This is a genomic window from Flavobacterium sp. N2550, from assembly GCF_025947265.1.
Lineage (GTDB): Bacteria > Bacteroidota > Bacteroidia > Flavobacteriales > Flavobacteriaceae > Flavobacterium > Flavobacterium endophyticum.
The window spans coordinates 463,312-479,152 of the sequence record NZ_CP110007.1; the positions used below are offsets into that span (position 1 = coordinate 463,312).

The 15,841-nt window shown below is 40.6% G+C and carries 13 protein-coding genes and 1 tRNA gene; 6 read left to right on the top strand and 8 right to left on the bottom strand.

Annotated features, from left to right (window positions below):
• Positions 1-129: 129 nt before the first annotated feature.
• Positions 130-699 carry a DUF3109 family protein gene (locus OLM56_RS02035; protein WP_264528141.1) on the bottom strand — a complete coding sequence of 190 codons (570 nt, stop codon included), beginning with the start codon at positions 697-699 and terminating at the stop codon, positions 130-132.
• A gap of 168 nt (positions 700-867) precedes the next feature.
• Here OLM56_RS02035 and OLM56_RS02040 point away from each other — a divergent pair, with 168 nt between their 5' ends.
• The 3 genes from OLM56_RS02040 to OLM56_RS02050 are packed head-to-tail and all read left to right on the top strand — an operon-like array spanning position 868 to position 2,306.
• On the top strand, positions 868-1,443 hold the full coding sequence (locus OLM56_RS02040) for a MarC family protein (RefSeq protein WP_121375399.1): 576 nt from the start codon (positions 868-870) through the stop codon (positions 1,441-1,443).
• A 50-nt stretch (positions 1,444-1,493) separates the two neighbouring features.
• Positions 1,494-1,694 (top strand): hypothetical protein, encoded by a 201-nt coding sequence (locus OLM56_RS02045; protein ID WP_056067874.1) that lies wholly within the window; start codon positions 1,494-1,496, stop codon positions 1,692-1,694.
• Positions 1,695-1,697: 3 nt separating this feature from the next.
• Positions 1,698-2,306, top strand: a complete 609-nt coding sequence (locus OLM56_RS02050; protein ID WP_264528142.1) for an FAD-dependent oxidoreductase — start codon at positions 1,698-1,700, stop codon at positions 2,304-2,306.
• Between the two features lie 65 nt (positions 2,307-2,371).
• Here OLM56_RS02050 and OLM56_RS02055 read toward each other — a convergent pair whose 3' ends face one another.
• The 4 genes from OLM56_RS02055 to OLM56_RS02070 are packed head-to-tail and all read right to left on the bottom strand — an operon-like array spanning position 2,372 to position 5,665.
• Entirely contained in the window at positions 2,372-3,946 is a 1,575-nt protein-coding gene (locus tag OLM56_RS02055) for a S41 family peptidase (RefSeq protein ID WP_182492900.1), read from the bottom strand.
• On the bottom strand, positions 3,933-4,376 hold the full coding sequence (locus OLM56_RS02060; RefSeq protein WP_056067869.1) for a deoxycytidylate deaminase: 444 nt from the start codon (positions 4,374-4,376) through the stop codon (positions 3,933-3,935). Before OLM56_RS02060 ends, OLM56_RS02055 begins: the two co-directional genes overlap by 14 nt.
• A 45-nt stretch (positions 4,377-4,421) precedes the next feature.
• On the bottom strand, positions 4,422-4,871 hold the full coding sequence (locus tag OLM56_RS02065; RefSeq protein ID WP_182492901.1) for a 6-pyruvoyl trahydropterin synthase family protein: 450 nt from the start codon (positions 4,869-4,871) through the stop codon (positions 4,422-4,424).
• Positions 4,872-4,897: 26 nt separating this feature from the next.
• A complete protein-coding gene (locus OLM56_RS02070; RefSeq protein WP_264528143.1) occupies positions 4,898-5,665 on the bottom strand; it encodes an enoyl-CoA hydratase/isomerase family protein in 768 nt (255 codons plus the stop codon).
• 98 nt (positions 5,666-5,763) lie between these two features.
• On the opposite strand from OLM56_RS02070, the gene OLM56_RS02075 reads away from it, so the two are divergent.
• The 3 genes from OLM56_RS02075 (at position 5,764) to OLM56_RS02085 (ending at position 12,272) form a co-directional block, all read left to right on the top strand.
• A tRNA-Ala gene (locus tag OLM56_RS02075) sits at positions 5,764-5,840 on the top strand.
• Positions 5,841-6,230: 390 nt separating this feature from the next.
• Complete coding sequence (locus tag OLM56_RS02080; RefSeq protein WP_264528144.1) at positions 6,231-10,409, top strand: fibronectin type III domain-containing protein; 4,179 nt, start codon at positions 6,231-6,233, stop codon at positions 10,407-10,409.
• 216 nt (positions 10,410-10,625) lie between these two features.
• Entirely contained in the window at positions 10,626-12,272 is a 1,647-nt protein-coding gene (locus OLM56_RS02085; protein WP_264528145.1) for a hypothetical protein, read from the top strand.
• Here OLM56_RS02085 and OLM56_RS02090 read toward each other — a convergent pair.
• From OLM56_RS02090 to OLM56_RS02100, 3 genes are read right to left on the bottom strand one after another with little or no spacing between them, the layout of a single operon-like run.
• The gene (locus OLM56_RS02090) at positions 12,237-13,049 is read right to left on the bottom strand and encodes a tetratricopeptide repeat protein (RefSeq protein ID WP_264528146.1); all 813 of its coding nucleotides are present in this window, start codon (positions 13,047-13,049) and stop codon (positions 12,237-12,239) included. The genes OLM56_RS02085 and OLM56_RS02090 overlap by 36 nt on opposite strands.
• 12 nt (positions 13,050-13,061) lie before the next feature.
• On the bottom strand, positions 13,062-13,985 hold the full coding sequence (locus OLM56_RS02095) for a type IX secretion system membrane protein PorP/SprF (protein ID WP_264528147.1): 924 nt from the start codon (positions 13,983-13,985) through the stop codon (positions 13,062-13,064).
• Positions 13,986-14,003: 18 nt separating this feature from the next.
• Positions 14,004-15,302 (bottom strand): gliding motility-associated C-terminal domain-containing protein, encoded by a 1,299-nt coding sequence (locus tag OLM56_RS02100; protein WP_264528148.1) that lies wholly within the window; start codon positions 15,300-15,302, stop codon positions 14,004-14,006.
• Positions 15,303-15,841 lie beyond the last annotated feature (539 nt).

Genomic DNA, 15,841 nt, shown 5'->3' on the forward strand with positions numbered 1-15,841 from the left:
ATTTCTTACTTTTTTCAATTCTTTTAAATCACTGAAAAACAAATGATTACAAATCAAAAAACACCGCTAACTCCTATAAAACATAGGATTTTGCAACTATCGAAAATCTAAAGTTTGAGATAAAAAAACTTATTGGTTTTTAAGTTCTTGAGCCACCTTTTCGAGCTCCATGTACCAGTCTTCTCCAAAGCGACGAATGAGCGCTTCTTTTACGAATTTATAAACCGGCACTTCTAATTCTTTACCTAAAGAACAGGCATCATCGCAGATATCCCATTTATCATAATTGACAGCGGCAAATTCGGTAAAATCCTTAATCCTTATTGGATACAGATGGCAAGAAACTGGTTTTTTCCAATCTACAATTCCTTGATTGTAAGCTTGCTCGATACCGCAAAGCGCGGTTTTTCCGTCAAAGATTACATAGGCGCAATCTTTATTATCAATTAGCGGCGTTTCCAAATCGCCATCCGTGCCTTTTACCCAAGTGCCTTGCGCTTCGATTGCTGCAATTCCTTCTTTGCGAAGAAACGGCTTTACTTTAGGGTAAATAGCTTCTAAAATTTTTGTCTCTTCTTCATTTAAAGGTGCACCGGCATCGCCATCAACACAGCAAGCCCCTTTGCAAGCCGAAAGGTTGCACACAAATTCTTTTTCTAGTATGTCTTCAGAGACAATGGTTTTTCCTAATTGAAACATGTTACAAAGATACAATTTGGATTTCAGATTTCAGATTTTAGAGTTTAGATTTGATGTTAAACTTTTAAGTGTCTAATTTTCAGAATATAATACCAACAAAAAATTAACTTATCGTTAGCGTATTTCCATTTTAAATAAAATAATTTTGCAGCTTCAAAAAGCATCGTTATGGGATTCGATTGGAAAGAGATTTTTACTGTTAGCATGGTTTTGTTCGCTGTTATCGATATTGTCGGAAGCATTCCGATTATTGTCGATTTGCGTTCCAAAGTAGGGCATATTCAATCTGAAAAAGCTTCAATCGTAGCCTGTGTTATCATGATCGCTTTTCTTTTTGTAGGCGAGGAAATCTTGAAACTGATCGGCATCAACGCAAGTTCATTTGCTGTGGCGGGTTCTTTCGTGTTATTTTTTCTGGCTTTAGAAATGATTTTGGGAATTCGTTTGTATAAAGAAGACAATCCCAGCACCGCTTCTATCGTTCCGATAGCCTTTCCGTTAATTGCCGGAGCCGGAACGATGACTACTATTCTTTCCTTGAGAGCGGAGTATGAAAAAATAAACATAATTGTTGCCATAATCATAAATATAATCGTAGTTTTCGCCGTCTTAAAGTCGTCTTCAAAAATCGAGAAACTGCTTGGCGAAAATGGCCTTGGCGTTATCCGAAAAATTTTCGGGGTGATTTTGCTGGCTATTGCTGTTAAATTATTTGGCGCCAATGTTAAAGGACTTTTCATCTAAAATAGATTTTATTAATTTCACAATTCATAATTAGACAACCCCTTCTTATAATGAAAATTTTTACTTATATATTAATATTTTTAGCGTTAGCATTAATCATTTTCAACATCACGATCCTAGATTTCGACCACTTATTCGAAGGAGACAGCGTGGTTGGATTGATTGGAATTGCAGCTTCTTTCTGCGCTATCTTTATCCTTTTGATATTCAGGATGTCAAAAATGATTGAAGAAAAAACAAAAGACAAATAGTTTATGTTTGACGTTTTAATCATTGGAGGCGGTGTTTCAGGAATGTCATGCGCTTTGGTTTTGGGCTCTGCGGGAAACAAAGCTTTTGCGGCAGATAAAAAAATCGGAATTTTTACGCACCAAAAAGCATCAAATCTTCAAGATGCTGTTTTTAATAATGCTTACGGAATTGCGGCAGGGAAATTAGGCTCGGAATTATTGGAAGAAAGCAAAGTGCAACTGGCATCGCTTTATCCTCATGTAGCGCAGATTGAAAATGAAAAGGTCATGAGCGTGGAAGGCGAATATCCAAACTTTACGGTTACGACCAACAAAAATTCTTACCAGACAAAAATCATCGTAGTCGCGATTAACGCTACCAATACTTTTGCGATTGAAGGCTTAATGGATTATGTAATACCGCACAAAAAAGCAATTGTAGAAAAGAACCGAATCCAGCTAAAAAACGAAGACCATCTCGTTGCAGAAGGAATATATGTGGCTGGGACCTTGGCGGGACTGAGAAGCCAATTGTCTATTGCGGCAGGAAGCGGAGCTTCAGTAGCTACCGATATCTTGACATTATGGAATAACGGCAATCATTCGCAAGTACACGACAGTATTCGAAAATAAATTTATGATTTATATAAACAGAAAAAGCATCCATAACGGATGCTTTTTTATTTTGTTTGATGAAATTATTTTCTTTCCAAAACGGCCTTAATCATGGCATCTTCCTTCAAGACGATTTCATAATATTTATCGTCGCCATACAATTGTCGTGCAAACTCGGCAGCCAGGTAGCGTTTTACAAGATTTTTGGTATGTTTCAAGTCCAAAAGCACGCCGTTTTTAATCAAATATTTCTGAAATGTATTGAAATAGGCATCGGAATTATGCATTTTTGCTTGGAATTGCTCAAAGCTCAAGCCTTTAAAATCATCGCGCTTTTTATCCAATTCTTCGAAGGCAAAATAACCTACCAGACCTGACTGCATCATATAAGCGATGCTTTCTTCGCCATGTTCTACTTCTAAAGGCACAAAAATATCTGGAACGATTCCGCCGCCGCCATATACAATGCGCCCTTTTGGCGTTTTGAATTTTAGGGTATCGGCCACCTTAATGCTATCCGACTTATATAATTCTCCGGATTCGAAGCGTTTTTCAAATTCCTTAAAGTATTCTTCGCTTCCTTTTTCGTAGGATTTCTGGATCGAGCGTCCGGTTGGAGTATAGTATCTCGCCACGGTCAAACGTACGGCAGATCCGTCGCCCAAAGGCATTTCGCGCTGTACAAGTCCTTTTCCGAAAGAACGTCTTCCGACAATCAGCCCGCGGTCATTATCTTGTATGGCACCTGCAAGAATTTCGCTGGCAGAAGCACTATTTTCGTTGATCAGGATATATACTTTTCCGTTTTCAAAACTGCCATCGCTTGTAGCATAGGTCTTGTCGATTCTTCCTTTTTTATTTTTCGTGAATACGATCAAGGCATCGTCTTTCAAAAAGTCATCCGCAATATCGATCGCCTTGTCTAAATAGCCGCCTCCATTATCGCGTACATCCACAATAAGTGTCTTAGCTCCTTGCCTTTTGAGGTTTAAAAGTCCGGTTTCGAACTCATCATAAGTAGTTTCGGCAAAACGATTCACTTTTATATAACCGACAGAAGGATTTACCATTACGGCAATATCAACGCTTTTTATCGGAACGATATCGCGCTTCACTTTTACCTTCAGCTTTTTGTTTTCGTTTTTCCTGTAAATCGTCAGCTCTACATCAGAACCCACGCTTCCTTTTAGTTTGGAAAAGAGCGTATCATTGGTGATTTTCCTTCCAAAGAGCTTATAATTGTTGGCAAAAAGAATCCTGTCGCCCGATTTGATTCCGGCCCTTTCAGAAGGCCCGCCTTCCACGGGTTTTATTACAGCAACGGTATCATTGTACATGTAGAAATTGACGCCAATGCCTACAAAATCGCCTTTCATGCTTTGCGAAACCTGCTCAAATTCGTTTTTCGCTATGTAGACAGAGTGCGGATCCAGCCTGTCCAATATGCCTGTTACGGTCAAATCGACAATTGAATCGGTATTGACATTATCGACATATTCTCGATCGATAAAATCGAGCAGCTTGTTGAGTTTATTTTTAGGATTGGCTTTGGAAAACGCTACGCCCTGGGACGGAAAATTGAGCATTCCTCCCAAGACCACTCCAATCGCCAGAGCGGCAAAAATGATAAAAGGCAAATATATCTTATTGTTTTTCATTCATTTCGGTTTCGGAGATATGAACTACCTCAACGCCTGCATCTTTTAAAAATTGTATTCCTGAATCGTCTTTATAGCCTTCTTGATAAACGACGCGTTTTATTCCCGATTGGTGGATCAATTTGCTGCATTCCTTGCAAGGCGACAACGTAATATATAATGTGGCACCTTCGCAAGATTGTGTTGAACCGGCCACTTTCAGAATCGCATTGGCTTCGGCATGAAGCACATACCATAATGTCAGGCCATCGGCACCTTCGCAGGAATTTTCAAATCCAGATGGCGTTCCATTGTATCCGTCAGAAATAATCATCCTGTCTTTCACAATAATTGCGCCAACTTGTTTTCTTTTGCAATACGACAGCCGGCTCCATTCTTTTGCGATACGAAGATAGGCCTTATCGTACTTATTTAACTTATTCAGATTCATACGTTTGAAGAAGATTTATTACAGTGATTTGTTTCCAGCGTACAATTAATTATCGCTTTGGAACCATTCTGCAAATGAGGTTTCGGTTTCTTGAAGCCTCAAGGAATGCAATGTAATGTTTTCGGGCAGCCTGCTTTTGATTTTCGCGGCGAAATCAATCACCATATTTTCGCTTGTCGGCTGATAGTCTACTAAAATGACGTGATGGTCGCGGCTTTTGAGTTCCTCGGCCAGTTCGATATGGGGCGTATTTTTATTAAAGACAGTAGCGTGGTCAAAAACATCTACAACTTCTTCGCGGACAATCTTTTTCAAGTCCGAAAAATCAATCACCATTCCAAATTTCACGTTTGTATTGTCTGAAATTGGAGTTCCGATAACGGTTACCGATAATTTATAGCTATGTCCGTGCACGTTTTTACATTTTCCGTCGTAGCCATAAAGCGCATGTCCCGTTTCGAAACTGAATTGTTTGGTAATTCTGATTTTGCTCATTCTATTTTATTTAGATGCAAATTTAGTTACTTTTTGAATTGATTCAGGGCATTTCTGCTAAAATCTGACAAAACCAACTTGCCTGAAATTGAAGCTCTTTCATAGAGAAGCGTATCCCAATTTTCAGTTCCTTCCCAAAGTACTTTTTTCATTTCTGATAATGCTTCAGGGTTGTAGGACGCTAATTTTGAAGCAAAAATTTCGAGTTCCTTATCCAGTTCTTCTCTAGTTTCAAAAACTTTGGCATACAAACCTTTTTCTTGAGCCCAATAGGCGTTTTTCCATTCATGAGCGGCTAAAGTCATTTCGCCCAAAGCACTCTTCCCTATTTTTCTGGAAACGGCTGGCTCGATGACGAATGGGCCGATACCTATTGCCAATTCTGAAAGTTTTATGGCGCTATCTACTGTTGCAAATGCATAATCGCATGCAGCAGCCAGTCCTACTCCCCCTCCTACAGCTTTGCCATGGATACGTCCGACAATCAGCTTGGAACATTTTCGCATCGCATTGATTACGTTGGCGAAGCCTGAAAAAAAGCTCGTTCCTTCAATTAAATTGGAAACAGCCAGCAGCTCATCAAAAGAAGCTCCGGCACAAAAAGCGCCTTCGCCTTCGCTTTTAAGAATTATCAGGTTGACTTGTTGATTATTGCTTAAATCATTGAGTTCTTTTGTCAGTCGCTGCAGCAGCTCGCTAGGAAAAGAATTGCTTGCCGGATGTCCAAATTCAACGGTTGCTATTTTATTTTCGATAGTGGTATAGAGCGAACCGTTTTGCCTTTCTGTTGTCATAAAAAAATATTTGTCCGTAAAGTTACGGTTTTGAGAAATAAATTCACTCCAAGGCATTTGCTTTTTGAAAATTAATTGCCTTAATTTGCCTCAGCTTTGGGGATGTAGCTCACTTGGCTAGAGCGCTTGGCTGGCAGCCAAGAGGTAGTGGGTTCGAATCCCATCTTCTCCACCACAAGAGACGATCTAGTTTGATCAAACTAAATCGTCTTTTTTTATGTTGTATTTTTTCGAGTTCTATCGTAAAAAATCCTTTGAAATAATATCCAAATCAAGCATTGATGAATGTTTGAAAACCATAATCTGTATCTACTCAATGCGAAAATAATACTTGTACCTCCAAAATTGTAAAATTCTTTTTCTCATAAAAACGATTTTACTCTAATTCGCTACGCTTATATCCAAAAAAGCTTCGCTTATTCATTAGCTGAAATTATATTTTTTCTTTAATTTATTATTGCATGCGATTAAACTGTAAATAATGAAATTAGATTGCCTCGCCATCAAAATCATGTCGGTTTACTTTAGCATTTAAAAATTAAAAAGCAAACCTTAAATACAAACTATGAGAACAAAAATTACTTTTCTGTACCTTCTGGCACTTATATGCTTTATCCAGAAGGTCAGTGCGCAATGCACTAACGGAGGTCCATCTTCGTCACAAGCATACACCCCCATTCATGACAACAATGAACGCATCATCAGTGGCAATACCCATCCGGGTGAATACTTCCGGGTGAATACATTTTCAACGGCTACCCGATACACTTTCAAAAGTGACCGTCCTACAGAGTATATTACGATTACCGATGCTAACGGTTCACAGATATTTGCAAGCGGATTAAATGGTTCGAATGGAGTAAGCTTTACACCACCTTATCCTCAAACGATTCGTTTTTACGTTCACACCAATGCACAGTGCGAAACTAATCCGTTTATAACAACAGATCTAGTTTTAAAGACTACAACAATAGACAATTCTTGTGATTCTCCTAATACACTTTCGGTTTCGAATATCACGTCGAACTCTTGTAAAGTAAGTTGGAACGCTCAAATTATAGGGCAGATTACGTCCTATGATGTTTATGTGAACACTACGGGAGTTGCTCCTGTTGAAAATACAACTCCAACTGTACAGGCAGCAGGTTCTAGAGAAGCTCAAGTGTCGGGATTAGCCGCCAATACAACACATTATTATTGGGTACGAACTAGATGTGTTGCCAATGGTGGAATTTGGGTTCCTGGCGGTTCTTTTAGAACCAATCCTGGTGGAGCGGGCTGTAACGGCGCTCCTTACGGACTGTATCCTCAAGCTACTGTCAATGTAACCTGTAACGGAACCGTGCAGCAAATTGCTGCCGATGCCCATGCAGGAGAATATACAAACGTTTCTGTAAGCAGCAATCAGCAATATACATTTAGTAGTTCAGTATCGACAGACTTTATTACTATTACCGATCCTACCGGAGCTACCATTTATGCTTCCGGACAAACACCATTTGTATGGGTTAACAACTCGAATTGGGCAAGCATCAGATATTATCTGCATAGTAATTCTTCCTGTGGTACTGAGGCTTCACCAAGAATCAAATCAATTAAATGCGGTGGTGTTGTAGGTGGATGTACCAGTGGGGATCTTCATCCACAAGCCACATTTACTCCAGCGTGCACCGGATCTACTGAATTGGTTGTTAACGACGCCTATGCGGGTGAATATTCCAATATCAATGTAACGGCTAACAAAGACTATACTTTTTCAAGTTCGAAAGTAGGTGATTTTATCACTATTTCGAATCCGGTTGGAAATGTAGCGTTGGCTACCGGTCCTTCTCCACTGGTTTGGAATTCAGGTTCAACATCTGGTGTCATCAGATATTACATACATACTAATTCAAGCTGTGGTACACAGAACATCAACAGACAGCGTTATATCCAATGTGCCGCTACTCCAACTTGTGGTGCACCTAGCGCTTTATCGGTTACTAACATAACCTCAAATTCTAGCCGATTGAACTGGACGGCACCTGCAACTGCTCCTGCTTCATACGATATTTACATCGTTACTGCAAATACAGCTCCGAATGACAATACTGCTGCTACTGTTACAAGTACTACTGCAGGTGTGGGCACTCTTAACGGATTGGCAGCTGCTACAACTTACTATTATTGGATCAGATCTAATTGTGGTACTGCAAAAAGTGCATGGGTTTCTGGTGGGAATTTTACGACCCTTGTTGCCCTAAACTGCAACGGTGCTATCAACGGATTGTATCCTAATGCGACTTTCACGCCAGCGTGTACAGGAGCTACTGAACAAATAGCTAATGACTCGTGGGCAGGAGAATATTCAAATGTGAACGTAGTGGCAAATAAGCTATATACATTTACAAGTTCAATTGCTACCGATTATATTACGATTACAAATGCTATAGGAACGGTAGTTTTGGCAAGCGGAGTAACGCCTTTAAACTGGACATCGGGTTCTACTACGGGAGTTGTAAGATACCACTTGAATACCAATGCAAACTGCGGAACTGTAAACACCGTGAGAACACGTTCTATTAAGTGTGTTGATGCTCCGGCAGGAAATTGTGGTGTACCAACTGCATTATCAGTTACAAACATAACATCGAATTCAAGCCGATTGAATTGGACTGCTCCAGCAACTGCGCCTTCTACATACGATATTTACATCATTACTACAAATACCGCTCCGAATGCCAATACTACTGCTACTGTTGTAAGTAATAATGCAGGTGTGGGCGTTCTAAACGGATTGGCAGCTGCTACAACTTACTATTATTGGATTAGATCTAATTGCGGTACTACAAAAAGTGCATGGGTATCTGGTGGGAATTTTACGACCATTGCGGCTCTAAACTGTAATGGCGCTACCAACGGATTGTATCCTAATGCGACTTTCACGCCAGCGTGTACAGGAGCTAATGAACAAATAGTTGCTGATGCGTGGGCAGGAGAATATTCTAATGTCAATGTAATGGACAACAAGCAGTACACGTTTACAAGTTCGGTTGCCACAGATTACATTACGATTACAAATGCTACAGGAACGGTAGTTTTGGCAAGCGGAGTAACGCCTTTAAACTGGAATTCAGGCTCTACTTCAGGTGTTATAAGATACCACTTGAATACCAATGCAAGCTGTGGAACTGCGAACGCAGATAGAATACGTTCTATTAAGTGTGTCGCTGCTCCTGCAGGTTGCGGTGTACCAAGCGACCTTTCAGTAACTGACATAACATCAAATTCAGCTCGAATTAACTGGGCGGGGCCTTTTCCTGCACCTATGGGATATGACTTGTATGTTGTACAAAGTAATACTGCTCCTACTGCAAATACTGCTCCTACGCATCTATCTTCTGACATTACAAGACTTATCACCGGATTGAGTCCTGCAACAAATTACAACTATTGGGTACGTACAAATTGCGGTTCAACAAGAGGAAACTGGGTGTATGGCGGAAGTTTTGATGTTATTCCTGTTGTTGGTTGTAATGGTGCTATATACGGATCTTATCCAGTAGATACCCTTCAGATCGCTTGTACCGGAAGCCCTGAAATAGTTGCTGAAGGTCTTGCCGGTCAGTTTACAAAAATGTATATCAATTTCAGTCAGTATTATGTCTTTTCAAGTTCAATAGCAACGGATTATATCACGATCACGGATGCCTCTGGAATGACAGTGTATGCAAGTGGAACTACGCCACTAAGCTGGGCATCAGGAGCCAATTTGGGGTCTATCCGTTTTTATGTACATAGCAATGCAAACTGCGGGGCTCAAGATGCTATCAGAGTAAAATCGGTTACGTGCAGCAGCACTCCAATTGGAGGTTGCGGTCTGCCAACCAATGTTTCGGCATCTAACGTAACGTCAAACTCTGCTCTGATTAGCTGGACACCTCCAGTTCCAACACCTTCTGCAGGATATGATTTATATGTTGTAAACAGCAATACTGTTCCTAATTACAATACCACTCCTACGCATACCGTTTCTAACAACTACACTTCAACGGTTGTGAGCGGACTGAGCCCTGCAACGAATTATGCTTATTGGGTACGCGCTAATTGTGGTTCTACAAAAGGAGACTGGGTTTATGGCGGAAGTTTTGATGCGATTCCTGCTGTTGGTTGTAACGGTGCTGTATACGGACCTCATCCTGTAGAAGCTGTACAGATTGGCTGTATGGGAACTGCTGAGATCATTTCTGAAGGCTATGCTGGAGAGTATGCAAAAGTTTATATCAATTTTGGCCAGCAATATACCTTCTCAACTTCAGTAGCAACGGATTATATTACTATCACGGATGATAATGGAATGACAATTTTGGCTAGCGGACCTACTCCACTGAACTGGTCATCTGGCAGCAATGTAGGTGTTATCCGTTATTATGTACACACCAATGCAAACTGTGGTTCTCAAAATTCTGTCAGACTAAAATCGATTACATGCAGAAACCCTCTTGGTATTGATGAGCAATTTGCTCAAAATAACGTTACCATTTATCCGAATCCAAGTTACGGACAATTTACTGTCGAAACCGGAAGTGTAACGGCTGATACTATCACAATTACAGATAATCTTGGAAGGGTCATCACTACTTTCAAACCTTCTTTATCAAAATCAGATTTATCGATAGATAGTTTTGCAGAAGGTATTTATTATGTAAAAATAGATTATCAGAATAAGACGGTTACTAAAAAACTAGCTCTTAAAAAGAACTAAATTTTGATAGATTACTATAGTTTTTAACCTTAAAACCCCGCCTTTAGCGGGGTTTTTTTATGTTCTATCGGTACTATTATCAGCTGGTACCTTTTTTACCAATTCATGGAATAGACCAGAAAAAAATTATAGGACCGAATCCTTTTTTATCTCTCAAACCTTCCAAATGTATTTATTTACCTAAAAATAACTATTTTGGCTTCATAATTTATATTTATGCGCGTCCGAATCTTAATAGTAGCGTTGCTATACTTCATCCAAGGTTTTGGACAGGAACTTGCTTTAAAGGAAGCGCAAATCAGAGACAAAGACAACACCTATCTTTTAAGCAGCGCCCCGTTTGTTGATAACAACCGATTTGTCTGGTATGCTACCAATCGTGATGGCGATTTCTATAGGTTTGACGGAAAGAATAAGCTTCGGTATCGCTTTCATAAAGACAAAGACAACTACTATGACAGCTTTTATATTTCCAGCCATGCCTGGATACAAGACTCCAATAATACGATTTGGGCTGCCGAACTGAACAAAGCTTATCTCATAACACCAGACAAGCTTCAAGTAGAATGCATCCAATATCCTACAGAGGGCTTACGAATCAAATCTGCTATTGCCAAAGACAAAGCAAACAACCTATGGATCAGCAATGGATCGCGGTTTTTAATCAAAATCACTCCTGACCGACAGGTGACTCAGGTTACCCATCCCATACTAGAAAATAAAAAAGAAAGCTTTGATATAATGAAGACCCTAGACGATGGCAGGATCATCGCCAAATCCGGATTTCGTCTTTTTTACATCGATGCCAAAGGATTGCACTTTTTTGGCGACCTTAAAGCCATAGACAAAGACATCAATTATGATTTTGCCCTCTTTGAGAATGGTAAAATTGTTGCAAAAAACACCAGTGGCTACTATAAATACAATGCTACTGCCTACAAATATATTTACTTAAAAGGATTAGACCTGCAGCTGTTCAATTATTCGTATGGCGAAGGAGACTGTTATCTAGGCAATTGCGATTGGAGTAATAATACGCTCATTGCCGATTCCAAGCTTTTTATTGCAGACGACTCCAATCTCTTCGTCAACGAGATTGATAAGAATACGAATGAGATTCGCACTATCGATACCCTGCACTTCAAAAAGCCCATTTCCATAGCTTCCAACAAGCACCATCCTAATTTTATATGGATATCGACTTATGATGAGTTATACAAGCTATTGGTAATACCGAGCCATTTCGAAAGAATCTTGCAATTCAACAACAGGCAGCTCAGCACCAGAGGCATCGTGGCGGACTCAAAAAACAACCTCTACATCGGAACCTACGAAGGTCTTTATACGCAAGAGAACGGACACAAAAAAGCGAAAGAAGTTATAGTCAAGGGCGAAAAAAACGGAGTCTATGATATTTTGTTTTTAGAAAAAAATGATTCCATCTTATGGGCTACAGAAGGATACAACTGGATCAAAAGAGTGAATCTGAATACGCATACAAAAAAAGAATTTGAACAGACAGATGGCTTGGCGATTCAGTGCCTAAAAGAAAAATCATCCGATGCCTTTTGGCTAGGAACAGATCAGGGCCTATTTGTTTTCGATAAAAAAACCGGAAAAACAAGTCCTTATGTAGAAGATGGCTATTTCTTGGGGAACACTTCCGTATTCGGCTTTACAGAAGCCAGAAACGGAAAAAAATGGATTGCGACCCGACAAGGGCTGTTCGTGAAAGAAAAAGGCAAGGATTTTATCAACTACAATACCCTAAATCCATCTTTTGATTATAAAAACCTGCTGGTACTGCACGAAGACGAGAAAGGCAATTTATGGATGGGTACTGATGGCAAAGGCCTTGTATAGTTTGAGCAGTATTTTCTTCTCGCTGCTTTTTCTTTTTTTTCCTTCGTTGTAGTTGTTTCGAGTGAAATACATCGTTTTTCCATCCTTGGCAAAAGCTGGGGTTGCTTCATGAAACTTGCTATCGATAGTGCCCGAGAATCTTTCAGGCGTCTCAAATGTGCCGTCGCTTTTTACTGTAGAGGCAAACAAGTTGGTAAAAGGCAGTCCTGTGCGCTTGTCTATGGTTTTCGTTAGGCCGCTTGTCTGTCTGGATGAGGCAAAGACGAGCTTTCCGTCGAAAAAGGCCGTTCCATAATCTTGCCCTTCGGAATTGATGCCTGTATTTTCGATTGCATAGCGGCCGGAGTTCTTCCTGATTTCTGCTAAATAGTTCTTGTCTTCTTCATAGATACGGCCTCTTTCGTCAGCCGAATTCTTCTCTACGAATTTCTTCATCATCTGGGCCGACTTATCATAGTCTCCGATAGATTTTAGTGTTTGTGAAAACCTATAATAGTATTCGGATTCTGGCTCTATTCCGAGAGCGAAGAGTTCTGTATACCAACGGTTCGCTTCGGCAAACTCTGAATTGAAATAGTAGGCATTCCCGAGCTTCTGAAATAGCTCTGCCGACTTGTATCCTTTTGAGGCAATATTTTCATAAATCTTGATGGCATCGATATAGGCATAATTGTCATATAGCTTTCCTGCCTTAGCAAGTTTCTGCTGCTGCGCATCTGCGTAGGAAGCAAAAAGAGCCGTAAGGACGATAAGCAGGTATGTTGTTCTATTTTTCATGTTTTGTTCGTATTAAAAAAATCTCGGCGATGCAGTACCGTCATAGCTTTTGAATAATTCAAAGCGCAGGAATATCTCATGGGAGCCCGAATTGTAGGTCGCGAGCTTTGTAGTCTCTGCATCATAGGCATAGCCGACAAAAAGCCCTTCGCTTATCTGGAAACCAGCCATGACGCTCACTGCCGCATCCCAGCGGTAGGCCGCTCCGAGGGTAAGCTTTTCGCTGAACAGGAAGTTGGCGGAGATATCTGCCTGTAATGGTGCGCCCTCAACAATCTTGGCCAGCACAGAAGGCTTGAATTTCAGGGTGGGACTGAGTTCAAAGACATGTCCTCCCATCAAGTAGAAATGCATTCTTTCTTTAGCGACTGAATAATTCCCATCGTCTTGGTAGTGTTTTGTTTCTAGAAAATTAGGAATCGAAAACCCTACATAAGTATTTTCTGAATACAGATAGGCACCAGCACCGATATTGGGCGTGAAGGAATCTTCTATGTTTCTTTGGAATCTCGGATCGTTGGGATCGTAGATATCCAGCTTGGTATAATCTATGTTCAGCAGGTTGGCGGTTGCTTTTAGTCCGAACGCCAGCTTGAAGGTTTCTGAAGCCCGTATCGTATAGGAAAAGTCGGCAGAAATACTATTCTCGTCCGAAGGTCCGATTCTTTCATTGATAAAAGAAAGCCCTAGCCCGACCTTGCTGATTCCGATAGGAGAATGCAGCGCAAAGGAGTTCGTAGTCGGCGCACCGTCTAGTCCGACCCATTGCGTCCTGTGGAGTCCGAATATGCTCAGTACTCCTCTTGATCCTGCATAGGCTGGGTTCATGTTTGCCGTATTATACATGTACTGTGTATACTGCGAGTCCTGTTGGGCCGAGCCTGAAATACTCCAAAGAAGAGCTACTAAAAGGACAAGCTTATAGTTAGTTATCATATCTTTTACGTTTTCTTGTTAATTATCGTTCAGGTACAGATAGCCTGCCTTTTCGATGTTTCTTTTTTCGCCTCCGGGATAGGCAAGTTCATAGGTGAGTACGTAGAAGTAGGTTCCAGAAGGGAGCTTTTTGTCTGGGCTTACGGTAGCCCTTCCTTCAGAGTGGCCGTTGAAAACATTTCCGTTAGAATCATAATTCGTGGTCTCGAAAACCTTTACTCCCCAGCGGTTATAGATGCTTACTCTGTTGTTAGGGTAGTTCGTGATACCGTCTATTATAAAGTAATCGTTCTTTCCATCGTCATTAGGAGTAACCCCGTTATAAATCACGATATTTCCAACCGGTTCCACCCTTCTTTTTACTTTAGCCAGCGTAAAGACTCCAAAACCTGAAGTAGCGAAAAAAGAGGTCACGGTTCCTGTTTGTATCCCGCCAGCACCAATTTCGACGATGCCACCTTCATCTACCCAGAGTCTCTTCTCTTCATCCCAGCGGGCGATCGTGAGCTTCTCCATTCCTTCTGGAGACGACGGGTCGAGATCCTGCCATATAAATCCTGGCGTGGTTGCCTGATCCCATGACAGCGTGAGCATGATTTCGGTATTTCCCTCTGTCTTATCTAGTGTCCAATATTCCTTGTCATCGATCAGTTCTAGGTTCCCGACTTTGCTGGCATGCGGATAAAGTGGATTGGAATTCTCAAGGAAATATTTTCCCGTAAAGGCATCGGTGGCAGCATTTGGAGCTGTCGGAAGGATCTTAGCGGGCCTGAAAAAACTAGAATTTCCTATAGGATAGGTAAACTCCACATTGCCATTTTTCTGTACATAGCCATCTACATGGCCGTCATTATCTGTATTAGAATGGGTCGCATTATTTTCGTACACTATAAGCCCCTCAGTCTCATTAATCCTGACAATTCCATTCAGGAAATCCGAATTTCCTGTGATACTGATATCTGCGGAAAGCTGGAAAGCAGGCTGTGGCGATTCGTTATTAAAAAGTACGTCGTAGAACTTAAAATAATCACTCGGAGCACTTCCTGAAATAGATTGTGCAACATTGCCTTGAAATATCGTATAGCCTCTCTGTCCGGGAGTGAAGCTTACGAGCCCGTCGTTATTGAAGTTGCCGAATACGTAAAATTCTCCATCGTTTGTAAATGTTGCCGTCGGCGTATTGCCAAAATCAAATCGGGTTGAAACTACAGTTCCTGGCAGGATTGACATCTCTCCCGTATTTACTGTCTGTGCAACCGCTTTCACGCTAATGAATAGTGAGAAAAAAAGTAGGCTCCTTATTGTCATTGTCTTCATCTTCTTATTTTTTTGCCTTTGACGATTTTATAATTATCTTTCTAAATCTGTTAGGCGCGTTGCGGCAGGCTCGACACCAAAATTTTACCCCTAAAACCGTATCGATATTCCTGCCGCCGCTACCTGAAGTGGCCATGTGCGTTTCTACCACAAATACAGCACAGATGCAGGACAGTTATCCTTCAGATACATCTTCGGCTCACTTTTATTTATCATATTTTTCATATTGTTTTTATAATAATAACTAAAACACAACTCTAGCGCGTTGAAGTAATTTTCAATGATTGGATCATCAAAAAACAACTATTTATAAGCATTGAGTTTTCTCCTCAACAATTAAGCAGGACAGGTTTAGAAAGTAGCTGGGGCTAGCTTAAAATGAAACAATCTATGAGTGCAAATAGGTTATAAATCTTTGATTGCTCATCTACGGAACAAAGGTTAGAAGTTTGTTTGAGATTTAATAGCGAGAAGTAATAAGTGGTCAAATACGGGCGTAACTGGTCACTTTTTTGGTGTAACTGTTTTTTGCTGCCCTC

Bases quoted from the DNA above. Each gene is read 5' to 3' on its own strand.
- OLM56_RS02035 (WP_264528141.1), bottom strand. From the start codon at position 699: ATGTTTCAATTAGGAAAAACCATTGTCTCTGAAGACATACTAGAAAAA.
- OLM56_RS02040 (WP_121375399.1), top strand. From the start codon at position 868: ATGGGATTCGATTGGAAAGAGATTTTTACTGTTAGCATGGTTTTGTTC.
- OLM56_RS02045 (WP_056067874.1), top strand. From the start codon at position 1,494: ATGAAAATTTTTACTTATATATTAATATTTTTAGCGTTAGCATTAATC.
- OLM56_RS02050 (WP_264528142.1), top strand. From the start codon at position 1,698: ATGTTTGACGTTTTAATCATTGGAGGCGGTGTTTCAGGAATGTCATGC.
- OLM56_RS02055 (WP_182492900.1), bottom strand. From the start codon at position 3,946: ATGAAAAACAATAAGATATATTTGCCTTTTATCATTTTTGCCGCTCTG.
- OLM56_RS02060 (WP_056067869.1), bottom strand. From the start codon at position 4,376: ATGAATCTGAATAAGTTAAATAAGTACGATAAGGCCTATCTTCGTATC.
- OLM56_RS02065 (WP_182492901.1), bottom strand. From the start codon at position 4,871: ATGAGCAAAATCAGAATTACCAAACAATTCAGTTTCGAAACGGGACAT.
- OLM56_RS02070 (WP_264528143.1), bottom strand. From the start codon at position 5,665: ATGACAACAGAAAGGCAAAACGGTTCGCTCTATACCACTATCGAAAAT.
- OLM56_RS02080 (WP_264528144.1), top strand. From the start codon at position 6,231: ATGAGAACAAAAATTACTTTTCTGTACCTTCTGGCACTTATATGCTTT.
- OLM56_RS02085 (WP_264528145.1), top strand. From the start codon at position 10,626: ATGCGCGTCCGAATCTTAATAGTAGCGTTGCTATACTTCATCCAAGGT.
- OLM56_RS02090 (WP_264528146.1), bottom strand. From the start codon at position 13,049: ATGAAAAATAGAACAACATACCTGCTTATCGTCCTTACGGCTCTTTTT.
- OLM56_RS02095 (WP_264528147.1), bottom strand. From the start codon at position 13,985: ATGATAACTAACTATAAGCTTGTCCTTTTAGTAGCTCTTCTTTGGAGT.
- OLM56_RS02100 (WP_264528148.1), bottom strand. From the start codon at position 15,302: ATGAAGACAATGACAATAAGGAGCCTACTTTTTTTCTCACTATTCATT.